General features: G+C 39.4%; 14 protein-coding genes and 1 other annotated feature. Of the genes, 1 reads left to right on the top strand and 13 read right to left on the bottom strand.

All coding sequences use genetic code 11. From position 1 onward, the window contains the following. Nucleotides 1–38: 38 nt before the first annotated feature. Entirely contained in the window at nucleotides 39–1,364 is a 1,326-nt protein-coding gene (gene yfmH, locus ACFSR0_RS11580; protein WP_379982890.1) for an EF-P 5-aminopentanol modification-associated protein YfmH, read from the bottom strand. After that, nucleotides 1,351–2,625, bottom strand: a complete 1,275-nt coding sequence (gene yfmF, locus ACFSR0_RS11585) for an EF-P 5-aminopentanol modification-associated protein YfmF (RefSeq protein WP_379982892.1) — start codon at nucleotides 2,623–2,625, stop codon at nucleotides 1,351–1,353. Before yfmF ends, yfmH begins: the two co-directional genes overlap by 14 nt. A gap of 146 nt (nucleotides 2,626–2,771) precedes the next feature. Here yfmF and mscL point away from each other — a divergent pair, with 146 nt between their 5' ends. Further along, entirely contained in the window at nucleotides 2,772–3,200 is a 429-nt protein-coding gene (mscL, locus tag ACFSR0_RS11590; protein WP_379982894.1) for a large conductance mechanosensitive channel protein MscL, read from the top strand. Between the two features lie 147 nt (nucleotides 3,201–3,347). Here the strand turns inward: mscL and ACFSR0_RS11595 are convergent, their stop codons facing one another. From ACFSR0_RS11595 to radA, 11 genes are all read right to left on the bottom strand, one after another. Further along, nucleotides 3,348–3,929 (bottom strand): NADPH-dependent F420 reductase, encoded by a 582-nt coding sequence (locus tag ACFSR0_RS11595; RefSeq protein WP_379982896.1) that lies wholly within the window; start codon nucleotides 3,927–3,929, stop codon nucleotides 3,348–3,350. Between the two features lie 140 nt (nucleotides 3,930–4,069). Further along, a complete protein-coding gene (locus ACFSR0_RS11600) occupies nucleotides 4,070–4,315 on the bottom strand; it encodes a Veg family protein (protein ID WP_379982898.1) in 246 nt (81 codons plus the stop codon). Nucleotides 4,316–4,417: 102 nt separating this feature from the next. Then, nucleotides 4,418–4,969 (bottom strand): sigma-70 family RNA polymerase sigma factor, encoded by a 552-nt coding sequence (locus ACFSR0_RS11605; RefSeq protein ID WP_379982900.1) that lies wholly within the window; start codon nucleotides 4,967–4,969, stop codon nucleotides 4,418–4,420. A 70-nt stretch (nucleotides 4,970–5,039) separates the two neighbouring features. Further along, nucleotides 5,040–5,573: an NYN domain-containing protein gene (locus ACFSR0_RS11610; RefSeq protein WP_379982902.1), complete on the bottom strand. Its 534-nt coding sequence runs from the start codon at nucleotides 5,571–5,573 to the stop codon at nucleotides 5,040–5,042. Beyond that, on the bottom strand, nucleotides 5,570–6,454 hold the full coding sequence (gene rlmB, locus ACFSR0_RS11615) for a 23S rRNA (guanosine(2251)-2'-O)-methyltransferase RlmB (protein ID WP_379982904.1): 885 nt from the start codon (nucleotides 6,452–6,454) through the stop codon (nucleotides 5,570–5,572). The genes ACFSR0_RS11610 and rlmB overlap by 4 nt, the downstream gene beginning before the upstream one ends. Then, the gene (locus ACFSR0_RS11620; RefSeq protein ID WP_379982906.1) at nucleotides 6,447–6,842 is read right to left on the bottom strand and encodes a Mini-ribonuclease 3; all 396 of its coding nucleotides are present in this window, start codon (nucleotides 6,840–6,842) and stop codon (nucleotides 6,447–6,449) included. The genes rlmB and ACFSR0_RS11620 overlap by 8 nt, the downstream gene beginning before the upstream one ends. Beyond that, nucleotides 6,842–8,248 (bottom strand): cysteine--tRNA ligase, encoded by a 1,407-nt coding sequence (gene cysS, locus ACFSR0_RS11625; RefSeq protein ID WP_379982908.1) that lies wholly within the window; start codon nucleotides 8,246–8,248, stop codon nucleotides 6,842–6,844. The genes ACFSR0_RS11620 and cysS overlap by 1 nt, the downstream gene beginning before the upstream one ends. Continuing rightward, nucleotides 8,232–8,774 (bottom strand): serine O-acetyltransferase EpsC, encoded by a 543-nt coding sequence (gene epsC / locus ACFSR0_RS11630; protein ID WP_379982910.1) that lies wholly within the window; start codon nucleotides 8,772–8,774, stop codon nucleotides 8,232–8,234. The genes cysS and epsC overlap by 17 nt, the downstream gene beginning before the upstream one ends. A gap of 109 nt (nucleotides 8,775–8,883) precedes the next feature. Further along, nucleotides 8,884–9,081, bottom strand: a binding site (T-box leader). Continuing rightward, entirely contained in the window at nucleotides 9,082–10,539 is a 1,458-nt protein-coding gene (gene gltX / locus ACFSR0_RS11635; RefSeq protein ID WP_379982912.1) for a glutamate--tRNA ligase, read from the bottom strand. It lies immediately after the preceding feature. 139 nt (nucleotides 10,540–10,678) lie between these two features. Next, the gene (locus ACFSR0_RS11640) at nucleotides 10,679–11,821 is read right to left on the bottom strand and encodes a PIN/TRAM domain-containing protein (RefSeq protein WP_379982914.1); all 1,143 of its coding nucleotides are present in this window, start codon (nucleotides 11,819–11,821) and stop codon (nucleotides 10,679–10,681) included. Between the two features lie 26 nt (nucleotides 11,822–11,847). Then, nucleotides 11,848–13,218: a DNA repair protein RadA gene (radA, locus tag ACFSR0_RS11645; protein WP_379982916.1), complete on the bottom strand. Its 1,371-nt coding sequence runs from the start codon at nucleotides 13,216–13,218 to the stop codon at nucleotides 11,848–11,850. Between the last annotated feature and the right edge of the window lie 8 nt (nucleotides 13,219–13,226).

Genomic DNA, 13,226 nt, shown 5'->3' on the forward strand with positions numbered 1-13,226 from the left:
ACCGGTCTGGTGGATAAACGAACTAGTTTACACTTTTTTTAAACGATTTTTGAGGAAGATTCGTGTCCGTTCTTGTCTAGTGGCTCAACGTAAAAGCGACTAAATGCCTTTGGTTTAAGAAACACCTTACCCGCCGCAAAGATATCTTTTAATTGAATCGCTTGAATCACTTCTGGTAAATCAAATAATGTCACGTCTTCATACAACTCTTGCGTAAATTGATTGGCGATGTATTCTAGCGAGTTAAGCGATTGAAAGTACTTCCCTAACATTTTTTTCTTTACTAACACCAGATTCTCTTCGTTTAGATCATCATTTTCTTCAAAACCTAACAGAAGCGCCGTCATGGCTTCACAAAATGCAGTCGGTTGATCTGTATCTGTTGAAAAATCAGCCAAATGAAACCCTCGATCCATTGTAAATTCAAAGCCAAAGGTATCATCCAAAATGCCACGATTGTACAAATCTAAATACGCTTTAGAGGTCGATCCTACTAATAACTGAAGCAACAGCTGAATAGCCGTTCGGAATACCACGCGTTCACGAGCATCCACTGGCAAGTTCTGTTCCAGCCCTTTTACACCAAGAACCGCTTTCTTCCGTGTAACTGGCAATTGAATTGTAGCAAATGGTTGTACTTCTTCATAGGTTTGTTCTGGAAAATAACGCACAATTTTCCGATGAGCAGGGAAAGATTTTTTCGCCTGGTTTTCCTTTATAAAGGTAATCATTTGTAAAGGATCAAAATCACCTACAATAAATAAGGTCATGTTGCTCGGATGATAGAAAGTCTGATAACAATGATACAAATCCTCTGCCGTGATTTCAGCAATACTCTCGATTGAACCCGCAATATCGACATGCAGTGGATGATTAGGATACATATTCCCTAAAATACCAAAAAACTGTCGCCAACCAGCATCATCATTATACATTTGAATTTCTTGGCCAATGATTCCCTTCTCTTTTTCGACAGTCTCTTTCGTAAAATAAGGCTCTTGCACAAAATCTAATAAGGTTGCTAGACTCTCAAAAACATAGTCACTTGTTGAAAATAGATAACTCGTACGAGTAAAACTGGTAAAAGCATTTGCTGATGCGCCAAACTTACTAAATGTTTGAAAAATATCGCCTTCTTCTTTTTCAAAGAGTTTGTGCTCCAAAAAATGGGCAATGCCATCTGGAACCTGATCCAACGATTCTCCTTCATAGCCAAATTTATTATCAATTGACCCATAGTTTGTACTGAATAGTCCGTACGTTTTGTGATACCCTGCTTTCGGTAATAAAAAAACTTTTAAGCCGTTGGGTAATACTTCTCGATAAAGTACCTCATGAATTTGTTTGTATTCAAGCTTCTCCATGCTCATCCTCCCCTTCTAAAAAGAAAATTGCTTGCAAGGAAAGTCGATTTGCAAGTTGTTGAACATCTTCTTTCGTGACTGCTGCTAACTCTTCCAGCCATTGCTCTTCTGATTTTTTGGCTTTTGGTAACCAAGCTTCATAATAAACTTTTTCCATTAAATTTTGAGCGTAATCTTTCCCCAAATAATACTGAGTCTTGATTCGTTCCTTGGTTTGTTGCAACTCTAATGGCGTTATCTCCCCTCGTTTCAAGGCATCAAGTTGTTCATGAATCAATTTCAAAACTCGATTGCGATTCTTACTATCAATCCCTGTCTGAACCGTCACCATTCCGCGAAATAAATCTAAATTGCTAGATGCATAGTAGGCTAAACTTTCTTTTTCCCGTACATTTAAAAAGAGCTTCGAATGCGAAAATCCACCAAAAAGTCCGTTAAACACCATCGCTGGAAAACGAAAGACATCATCATAATATACATCTAAGTGGTAGGCCAAATTTAGTTTTGCTTGAACAACAGGTTCGATGACCGTTTTTTCCCGAATGACATTCGTCACGTCAAACTCCGAAAAAATCTCTGGATGGACTCGCTCCGTTTTCGGCCAATCCCAACTTTCAAATGCCTGTTCCACTTCATTGGCCGAAATGTCTCCAACCACAAAAATATCAACTTGATCCTCTTGAAGCATGGATTGGTACGTCGCCACCAATGAAGTAGCTGTACACTCACGAACCCCCGCCATCGTTCCGAAACTAGGTATTTTCTGATCGACATCATCTGCAAAATAGAGTTCTTGCACTTGAAGCGACGCCCAAGTCTGTTTGTCTTCTTCTAAACTACCTAGATAGGCCATCAAATTTTCTTGCTCTAACTGAAAGGTTTGTTCATCAAATCGTTCATTGGTGATATTGGGCGAGAACAAAATCTCTTTCAAAAAAGAAAGGACCTGGGTAAATAAGTTTTCGTCCCCTACGTAGTTACCGTTCACTACATTCATTGAAACATTTACTTGATGCAAGTTGCCTTTTTTGGCAACATTAATACCAAAACTTGCACCATACAAAGCTGCTAATTCTTTGCTAAGAGCCGTTTGTGTTGGAAAATGAAGACTATTGGTTTCGAGTAAACTGGTTAAAAGCGTCCGTGCTGCTGCTGTCTTAGCAGAATGACGGGTGGTAAAACGAACCAAAATACGAATCGTTTTAAATTTTTTTGTTGAAATCGTCGTTACCGTTACACCTGGTTGAATTTGTTTTGTCATTTGTTCGACTCCTTCATTACTTGTCCTATCGGAAATTATAACATACCCCAACTATACGGAAAATGAAGAGAACCCGAGTATTTTATTTTTAAAATGAAAGAATATTCGCTATACTGATTTGGAAGAGATGGGGGAGGTGAAACAAGATGAAAAAAATGCTTGGAGAATTCAAAGAATTCATCATGAAAGGTGACGTGCTTGACTTAGCTGTCGGTGTTGTTATTGGTAGTGCTTTTACTGCGATTGTTGGAAAAGTTGTTGAAGGCTTAATTACACCACTTGTTGGATTGGTGATTTCATTTATTCCAGGAACAAAAAATGGCAATCTGGAAGATTCATTAAATATTTTGGATGTAAAAGTAAATGGTGTTACTTTCCAATTTGGCGATGTTATTAGTGCAATTATTACATTCCTGATTACCGGTTTTGTCCTATTTTTAGTTGTTCGTACTGCGAACCGTGCCAAAAAAATACACGAAAAACCAGCTGTCATTGTGGAAGCAGCACCAACTTCTGAAGATTATTTAGCTGAAATTCGTGACTTACTAAAAGCACAATCCACAGATAAAAAGTAGCCTTTTGGATGATTACTTTTTTCTCACATTTGAATGAAACAAAAAAATGAGAAAGACGTCTTTCTCATTTTTTTGTTTCATTCTTCTTTGGTTAAAATTATTGGCTCCATATTTGTTAAGGTATTTCGTTTGCAAGGCTTGAGCGTATTAATGAAAAACACCAAAACCACCAGTCCAACTGATTTTTTCTGCAGCCGCTAAACTAATTTGCAAAAAGCCCATTGCTTCTAGCTCACGTGCTCGTTTTAGACTTCCAGCGTCCAATACAGCCAAATCACTTCCAGCTAATGCTTCGGTCACAATTTTTTTCGCTTCTTGATCATCAGATGCTAGTAAGACAGTTGTTTGGTGTTGCCCTGCGACTTTTTTTGTTGCCAATGTTGCTGCAAATGTTGTATTGAACCCTTTAACTAGTTTTGAATCCGTTGCTTGTTTCGCAATTTCCGCTGCTGCTGAGCTATCTGCCGGCACAACCAAATCATCAAAGGTATCAAAATTCACCGGATTGGTTATATCAACAATTATTTTGCCTTTTAATTCCTCAGCAAAATTAGCTAAAATACTTGATACAGCAGGATAGGGTACAGCCAACACAACAATTTCACCTATCGTCACTTCATTTTTTGGTGTTGCTGAGCCGACATAATGAACAGTATTCCCCGCATCTTCAAAATTTTTTCCAATTGCTTGTCCCATATTTCCTTTTCCAAAAATTGTTACATTCATCATTGTATAATCCTCCTTCGTAGTTATCTACCATAAGCTCATCCTATACCTTGGAGTAAAGAAAGCCAAATAAAATGACTTACTTTTTGTAAGTTTTTTTAGCTAAAAAAAATCAAGAACCATCTTGGCTCTTGATCAGGCATCTAAATTGCTTCGCTTAAAAATTCAATTTCCACTGTTTTCGTTAAAATATCAGAGTAACTATACGACACACGTTCGAATGAATTTTCTTCTGGATCCAAATCCACGACAAATACCGATGGATAGGTTTCTGCTAAAATTCCCTTTCGTTCCGTTTGACGTTTACGGCCAGTTTGTGCAACTAGCATCAATTCACACCCAATTTTGCATTCCAAGTCCTTTTTTATCGTCGCTAACGTTGTTGGCATCGCATTCACCTCGAACTCAATTGTATCATATAATGCTGAAAATTTCAACTTTATCATAAATTTCCAAAGGTTTCAATTATTTTTTTCATAATCCATAATTTTTTAACGAATTTCTTTTCTTATTTTGTTCATTGCTCGATTAAATGCACTTCCAACGGCACGTTGACTGACTTCCATGATATCGGAAATCTCCATCATTTCTTTGCCTTGTAAAAACAAATTTAAGACACGACGTTCCATCGGAGCACAATACGTAGGGTAGGCCGTCAATGCCTCTTTCACAATCAACCGACTCACCGGATCATCTTTCGCATACCCCAAGACAACATCAAAAAATTCCGCGCCATATTCTTGCGTAATCATCTCATAGGAACTTGCATTCATTTCTGCCTGACGTTTGACGGCTCGCTGCTTCCTCAATTTGCTAAAAATATGATTTTGAAAAGATTGTTTAAAAAAAGCGCCAAAGGTACTACCTAAAGTTTCATCATAAGAAGACCAACATTTGTACAAAATAATTCTTCCTTCTTGTATCCAATCATCTTCCAACATGTCCCGAACATAATACTGAGATTGTAGGTTTAATATAACCGGTTGATACTTTTGAAACAGTACTTCTAACTCATCATCAACACACGAATTCGTTATCGGCATCTTTTTCACTCCTCTCAATTAGTGAGAAGAGCCTATCATAATTTTCGCTAGTTGTTTCTCATTTTGACAGTCAATCTTTCTTTTTCTTGCTTAATTCTTCAAGTTTTTCACTTAAAGATGACAACTGTTGATCATTCCAAGGAGAGTTGCGCCGATAATGAGTAAAATGAAGCTCTTTTTGGTGTTGTTGAATATCTTTTTCTGCTTTTTGCACGGTCTTATAAAGTTCCCGAGCCGAAGTTCTGAGTGCACCTTGCGAGAAAATCACCCATTGTTCTGCTAAATCACTTGTTGCCACAGTAACTTGGGTCAACAGCGTATTCATTTCACCAGCTATTCGTTCAATATAACTATCCGCAGTTTCACCTTCTTCAGTAAACACCACTTCAAGCTGGTATTTTTTATAACTTTGAGTAACTCCGGGCACAAATTGTGCGTCAAATACGACAATTATTTCGAGGCCTTCATATTTTGCCATATTGGATAGTCGTTGCAATAATTGTTCCCGTGCTTCTTCCATTCGGTCTTGATTTTTTAAGGCAACCAGTTCTGGCCAAGCACCAATCATATTATAGCCATCTACAATCAAAAGGTTTTTTTTCATAGGCTATTGCCAGGATCGACTCGTTGAATGAATGCTTCATACATCAGTAAGCCGGCAGCTACACTTGCATTTAAGCTTTGCACATGTCCGACCATTGGGATTGTTAACAATTCGTCCACCGATTTCTTTAAGCCTTCGCTCATTCCACGGCCTTCATTACCAATAATGAGAGCAATTGCACCTTGCGCATTCCATGAGCGATAATTTGTGCCCGTCATATCTGTCCCGAATGTCCAGAAACCTCTGTCCTTAAGTGTCTGGACAGCATTGGTAAGATTGGTGACACGTGCAATGGGCACATGTTCTACCGCACCAGTCGATGTTTTCACCACGACTGGTGTAATGCCGACCGCCCGATGCTTAGGAATAATGATGCCGTCCACTCCACTTGCATCTGCTGTCCGCAAAATTGAACCAAAATTATGAGGATCTTCTAAATTATCTAATAAGACAAAGAACGGTTTCGTTGGACTTTTTTCCAGTAACTCTTCTAGACTCAAATACTCATAGGGAGTGATTGCTAAAACTATCCCCTGATGAACTCCTTGTTGGCTCAACTGATCTAGTTTTTGTTTCGGTACCCACTTGACTGGCACCGCCTGTTCGCGACTGAGCTCTTTGATTTCATCAATTCGATCTCCGTGTGCATCTTCCAATAAAAATACTTTATTGCCACGCCCTTTTTTCAATGCTTCCACTACGGCATGGTGACCAAAAACAAAATTCTCTGCTAGCTCTTCCGCTGTCATTTCCTTTTCTTTTCGTCCAGCATTTGCAGCTAACTCTTTCTGTTGCTTCGCATAATTTTTATGGGCCCCTCTTTTTTTATTAGACCCTCCACGATGCTCGTTTGAATCTCTCTGCCAATTGTTCTTAGCCATTTTCTTCACCCACCTTTTCAATGCACCATTGCACCAATTCCTCTAATCTTTCTGTTTGTTTGGTTAAATGGAGGTAACCAATTAACGCTTCAAAACCAGTCGAAATGCGATAGGTAATAATATCGGCATTTTTCGCACTTGTATAGCTTTTGCTATTTCTTCCACGACGGAAAATTTCTTGTTCTTCTTCTGATAATAATTGTTGGTTCTGCATTTTTTGGATGAGGCTCGCTTGAGCTTTAGCGGAAACATAGTGCGTTGCTGTTTTATGCAATTGGTTTGGCCGAGTCAAGCCGCTTTGAATCAAATAATCGCGAACGTATACCTCATAGATCGCATCGCCTACATAAGCAAGGGCTAAACCATTTAACTGACGATAATCTTTCATTACTCTCTTCTCCATCGTGTGCCTTGAGCTGTGTCTTCTAATACGATTCCTTGTTGTTTTAATTGTTCCCGAATTTCATCACTACGAGCAAAATTGTGTTCTTTTCTGGCTTGATTTCGTTCCAAAATTAACTGTTCAATCGCTTCATCCACCAATTCATTGCTAAATTCGATACCAAATACCGCCAACCACTTTGTTAATTGTCTGTATCCTTGTGCTAAAACAACGGTCGAGACACTCGCTTGCTCCAAATAGATATTCATCCATTTGGCTAATTCATACGTAACTGTGATGCCATTAGCAGCATTAAAATCATCATCCATTTCGGTAATAAATTGCTCTTCCAATTGTGCCAATTCAGCAAGTTTTTCTTGGTCATTCGCTAGTTGACTCACTGCCTTTTTTTGGCGGAAAATAACGTTCTCAACGGTATTTTTCAATCGTTGCAAATTGGTCGTCGCTTCTTGCAATGTTGTTTGAGAATAACGAATAGGTCTACGATATTGAGTTGTAGCTAGAAAGAAGCGCAGTGCCTGTGGATCAACCACTTGAACAAGATCATGCACCGTCACAAAATTTCCCAGTGATTTGCTCATTTTCTGATCATCTTCACCGATTGTCACATAGCCATTATGCATCCAATAATTGGCAAAAGGTTTGCCCGTTTTGGCCTCGCTTTGCGCAATTTCATTCTCATGATGGGGAAATTCTAAATCTTGGCCACCCCCATGAATATCGATTGTATCCCCTAAATGTTTGGTTGCCATGACTGAGCATTCAATATGCCATCCAGGACGACCTTCCCCCCATGGAGAAGTCCACGATACCTCACCTGTTTTGGCTGATTTCCATAAAGCAAAATCCAATGGGTCTTCTTTGATTTGCTGCTCCTCACCTGTCCGTTGACTCGCACCAATCTCCAGCTCATCAATGGATTGATCGCTCAATTGACCATAATTTTTAAATTTACGCGTCCGATAATAAACATCTCCTGCTACTTCATAAGCGTATTCTTTTTCTATCAATACTTCTATAAAGGCGATGATGTCTTGAATATGATCCATCACTCGGGGATTCAAACTCGCTTTTTGAACATGTAGCGCTTCTGTATCTTCATAAAAAGCAGCAATAAATCGATCGGCTACTTCTGAAGCGGACTCACCTAATTCCTTGGCCGTACGAATGATTTTGTCATCCACATCTGTGAAATTGGATACATATGTAACCTCATACCCTCGATATTCCAAATAACGACGAATGGTATCAAATGACACTGTGCTACGCCCATTACCAATATGAATATAATTGTAGACGGTTGGTCCACACACATACATCTTGACTTTGCCTTCCTCTATTGGTTGGAAACGTTCTTTTTTTCGCGTTAAGGTATTATATATTTGAATCATTTGTTACTTTCTCTCCTTTCAATCGTACCACTTTTGCTGCAACCCCCACCGCAGTTGCATCGGCCGGGATATCATGAATCACCACAGACCCTGCGCCTATTTTTGATCTTTCTCCAATCGTAACAGGCCCCAGTACTTGGACATGACACGAAATCACCGCATCCTTTTTTACTGTAGGATGTCGTTTTCCTGTATGCTTACCTGTCCCACCAAGAGTTACGCCATGAAACAGCACTACACCCTCTTCTATTTCTGCGGTTTCACCAATTACGACACCCATCCCATGATCAATAAATACTCCCGGAGCGATTTGAGCACCAGGATGAATTTCAATTCCAGTCATAAAGCGCCAAAATTGTGAATGAATACGAGCAAGTAAAAAAAGATGATGACGATACAAAAAGTGAGAAAATCGATGCCAAAATAAGGCATGCACTCCTGGATAGGTTAAGAGAACTTCTAGTGTGGTTCTCGCAGCTGGATCATTTGCCTTAGCAGACTGTACTGCACGTTTCAACCAATTCATCAATTCACCTTCTTCTTTTTTACTAAAACTATCTTTCTACTCATTTAAGGAACCATGCTCCCTTATTCAAAGTGATACAAAAAAGCATCTTTTGCATAAACATTCTTATGCAAAAGACGCTTTTATCACGTGGTTCCACTTTTTTTTGCAGAGTAACTCTGCCTCAAATAGGTAACGGTCTATCGCCGTTTTTGACTTACGCCAAAACCACTCCCAGGTGCATTTCCTCATCTTCTTTAATTGCTTTCAGCCACCGCAATCTCTCTACAAAAGAAGAAGTCGTACTTCGTCTGTTCTTTGTGTTTCATTATAATACTTGATTTAAATGAGCCAATGCTTTTTCTTTTCCTAACAATTCAACTGTGTTTGGTAATTCCGGACCATGCATTTGGCCAGATACTGCTACACGAATTGGCATAAAGAGATTTTTCCCTTTCACTCCTGTTTCTTTCTGAACACTCTTAATCGCGGCTTTAACCGTTGCTGCATCAACAACGTCCATTTGTTCTAATTGGGCCTTGAAAGCGGCTAATACAGTCGGCACTGTCTCCCCTGCTAAAACTTCTTGAGCCGCTTCATCTAATGCTGGATGTTCCTCAAAAAACATTTTGGATAACGGAACTATTTCTGCGGCGTAGCTCATTTGAGGTTGATACAAAGCAACAATTTTTTGAAGCCATTGTTTTTTCTCTTCCGATAATGGTTCCGTCAATTCATTCGCTTGCACCAAATAAGGAATACACATGTCTGTTAATGTTTCAACATCCATGGTTTTCATATACGTGTTATTTACCCATTCAAGCTTCTTGGCATCAAATGCCGCTGGTGATTTACTTAAGCGTTCGTAATCAAATAATTTAATTAGTTCTGCTTGAGAGAAAATTTCTTCTTCACCCACTGGCGACCAACCAAGCAGAGCGATAAAGTTAAACATCGCCTCAGGTAGATAGCCTAAATCACGATATTGTTCAATAAATTGTAAGATAGATTCATCACGTTTACTTAGTTTTTTGCCCGTTTCGGTATTGATAATCAAGGTCATATGACCAAATTTTGGTGGTGTCCAACCAAAAGCTTCATAAATCATCAATTGTTTTGGTGTATTGGCAATATGATCATCTCCACGCAAAACATGAGTGATTTTCATCATATGGTCATCTACAGCAACAGCAAAATTGTAGGTTGGCATACCATCGCGTTTTTGGATAACAAAATCGCCGCCGACATTTTCAGCTTCAAAGACAATTTCACCTTTTACCATATCATCAAACCGGTATTCATTCCCTCTTGGTACACGGAAACGGATAACTGGTTCAAAACCGGCTGCTTCTTTAGCCGCTTGTTGTTCCGGTGTTAGATTTGCACATGTCCCACCATAGTGAGGCATTTCTCCTCGAGCACGTTGCGCTTCTCGTTCAGCTTCTAATTCTTCCTCCGTACAATAACATTTGTAAGCTAAGTTACTTGCTAAGAGCTGATCAATTAAAGGCTGATAAATGTCTTTTCTTTCTGATTGACGGTACGGACCATAGTTCCCTGGCTTTTGCGGTGACTCATCCCAATCCATTCCCAACCATTCCAAGTTTTCTAATTGACTTTTTTCCCCATCAGCAATGTTGCGCTTTTGGTCCGTATCTTCAATACGAATGATGAATTCTCCATCATTATGCCGAGCAAATAGATAGTTGAATAATGCAGTCCGAGCATTGCCAATATGCAAATGACCGGTTGGACTTGGTGCGTAACGTACGCGTACTTTTGTCATGTCGTTCCTCTTCCTTTAACTCATTTTTTTATTTATTCGAATCAATAAATAAAACCATTGCTTTGAAAAAGCTGTTCAATTGAATTGTACATTCATTGGCGTGAATAGTAAAGTCAACTGAACAACCTTCCTTCGTTTTCTATTTTTTGTTTCCCTTATGATTGTTTTTTTCTTCAGAATTACTAATACCGCGTGTGGCATGATCCGGCTTAGCAAAAATCATCCGTCCTGCCGCAGTCTGTAATGCACTTGTTACGATGACTTGAATGCGTTCATTCATAAAATGCTGACCATCTTCGACCACAACCATCGTACCGTCATCCAAGTATGCCACTCCTTGTTGCCGTTCTGTCCCAGCCTTGACGACTAGAACCTGCATGGTTTCACCAGGAATGACGACGGGTTTGACAGCATTTGCTAAAGCATTAATATTTAAAACGGGCACATTTTGGAAAGAAGCAACTTTATTCAAATTAAAATCATTCGTTACGACGATTCCATCAAGCTGTTTGGCTAGCTTCAACAATTTGCTATCAACTTCCGCAATCTCCTCAAAGTCTCCTTCATACATTTCGACTTCAATTCCATTCTCCTCTTGAAGTGCGTTTAAAATATCTAAGCCTCTGCGACCACGTACACGCTTTAAACTATCACCTGAATCAGCAATGTATTGTAATTCATACAGAACAAAATTTGGAATAAGTAACGTTCCTTCGATAAAACCGGTTTTCGCAATATCATAGATGCGTCCGTCAATAATGACACTCGTATCTAAAATTTTGTACTTTCGGAAATGTTCTGTGCTCTTACGATCCAATAACTGCCCATCAGGTTCTTCGGTCTTCTTTGGCTTTGTAATAAATACTTTTCGCCACTCGTCAATCCGAGTCGTTCCCATACGAAAACCCAAATAACCAAGCGCACTCATCAAGACCACTGGAACAACACTGCTCACAAAAGGGACATTCCAATTAAAAAAAGGAATCGAAACAATAACCCCAATTAATAAGCCAATAATAATGCCAGCTGCTCCAAATAGAATATAGGGCAAGCTAAACTCGCTTAGTTTTTCTTCCGTCCTACGAATAACCCGTAATACATAGTCAGCCACTAATAAAGAAAATAAATAAAAAATAAGTCCACCAATGATACTATTTGTAACATTGTTATTTAACCAATGATTCTGTGTTTGACCAATTGTCTTCCAAGCCAACGGTAAGATAGATAAGCCTAAGCTAATACCAGCGAGAGCCATTAACACATTTATAACTCGTTTTTTCACATGCTTCCCTCCATTTCATTTTTCATTTATGAAAAAACTTTTTTTAACGCTTCAGATAACGTTGCAACCCCAACAATTTCAATTGAGGTAGGTGGCTCCCAGTTTTGTAGGTTATTTTTGGGCAAATAAACCTTTGTAAAGCCTAATTTTTGGACTTCTTTGACTCGTTGCTCAATCGCATTCACACGCCGAATTTCGCCAGTTAAACCAATTTCTCCGATAAAACATTCGGTTGGCTTGGTCCCTTTCTCTTTGTAACTAGACGCAATGCTAATCGCGATTGCCAAATCAATTGCTGGTTCATTTAATTTTACCCCACCAGCAGCTTTTAAATACGCATCTTGATTTTGAAGCAATAACCCCGTTCGTTTTTCTAATACGGCCATAATCAATGAAACCCGATTAAAATCCAAACCCGTTGTTGTGCGTTTTGCATTACCAAACATGGTGGGAGTAATCAGTGCCTGAATTTCAACCAAGATGGGACGACTCCCCTCCATCGCCACGACGATAGCCGATCCTGTAGCTCCAGCAAGGCGCTCTTCTAAAAAAACTTGTGACGGATTGGCTACTTCGCGTAACCCGCCTTCTACCATTTCAAAAATACCAATTTCATTCGTTGACCCAAAACGGTTCTTTACTGCCCGTAGAATACGAAAACTCTGATGCTGCTCTCCTTCAAAATATAAAACAGTATCCACCATATGTTCCAACATTCTCGGTCCTGCAATTGATCCTTCTTTGGTCACATGCCCAACGATAAAGATGGCAATGCCATTGGTTTTCGCAATCTTTAAAAGCTCAGCAGTCGTTTCTCGAACTTGGCTAACACTACCAGCAACGCTCGTAATATCGGGTTGGGTCATTGTCTGAATTGAATCGATAATAACATATTGCGGTGTCAATTCCTCGATTGCTTTGCGAATGTCCGACATATCCGTCTCCGCATAAAGATAAAATTCGTCATTAACGACACCTAAACGCGTTGCGCGCAGTTTAATTTGTTCAGCGCTCTCTTCTCCTGATACATAAAGGACCGTACCACCCGTTGCAGCTAATTGTTGAGAAACTTGCAGCAATAAGGTCGATTTGCCAATCCCTGGATCACCGCCAAGCAGAATTAACGAACCTGGAACAACCCCTCCACCCAGCACTCGGTTTAATTCATCCAGTTCTGTTTTTACTCGCGGTTCTTTTTTAGGGACAACATCTGCAAGACGTGTCGGTTTCATTTTTTGACCAGTGATTGTGGTTCGCGAACGGCGATCAGTTGTATCTTGTACTTTTTCTTCAACCATTGAATTCCAACTATGGCATTGTGGGCACTTGCCTAAATACCTAGGTGAAATATAGCCACAATGTTGACATTCAAATTGAGTCTTTGCTTTTTTTGCCATCGACTATC

Origin of the sequence: Enterococcus camelliae, assembly GCF_042685105.1 — a bacterium.
Taxonomy (GTDB): domain Bacteria; phylum Bacillota; class Bacilli; order Lactobacillales; family Enterococcaceae; genus Enterococcus_G; species Enterococcus_G camelliae.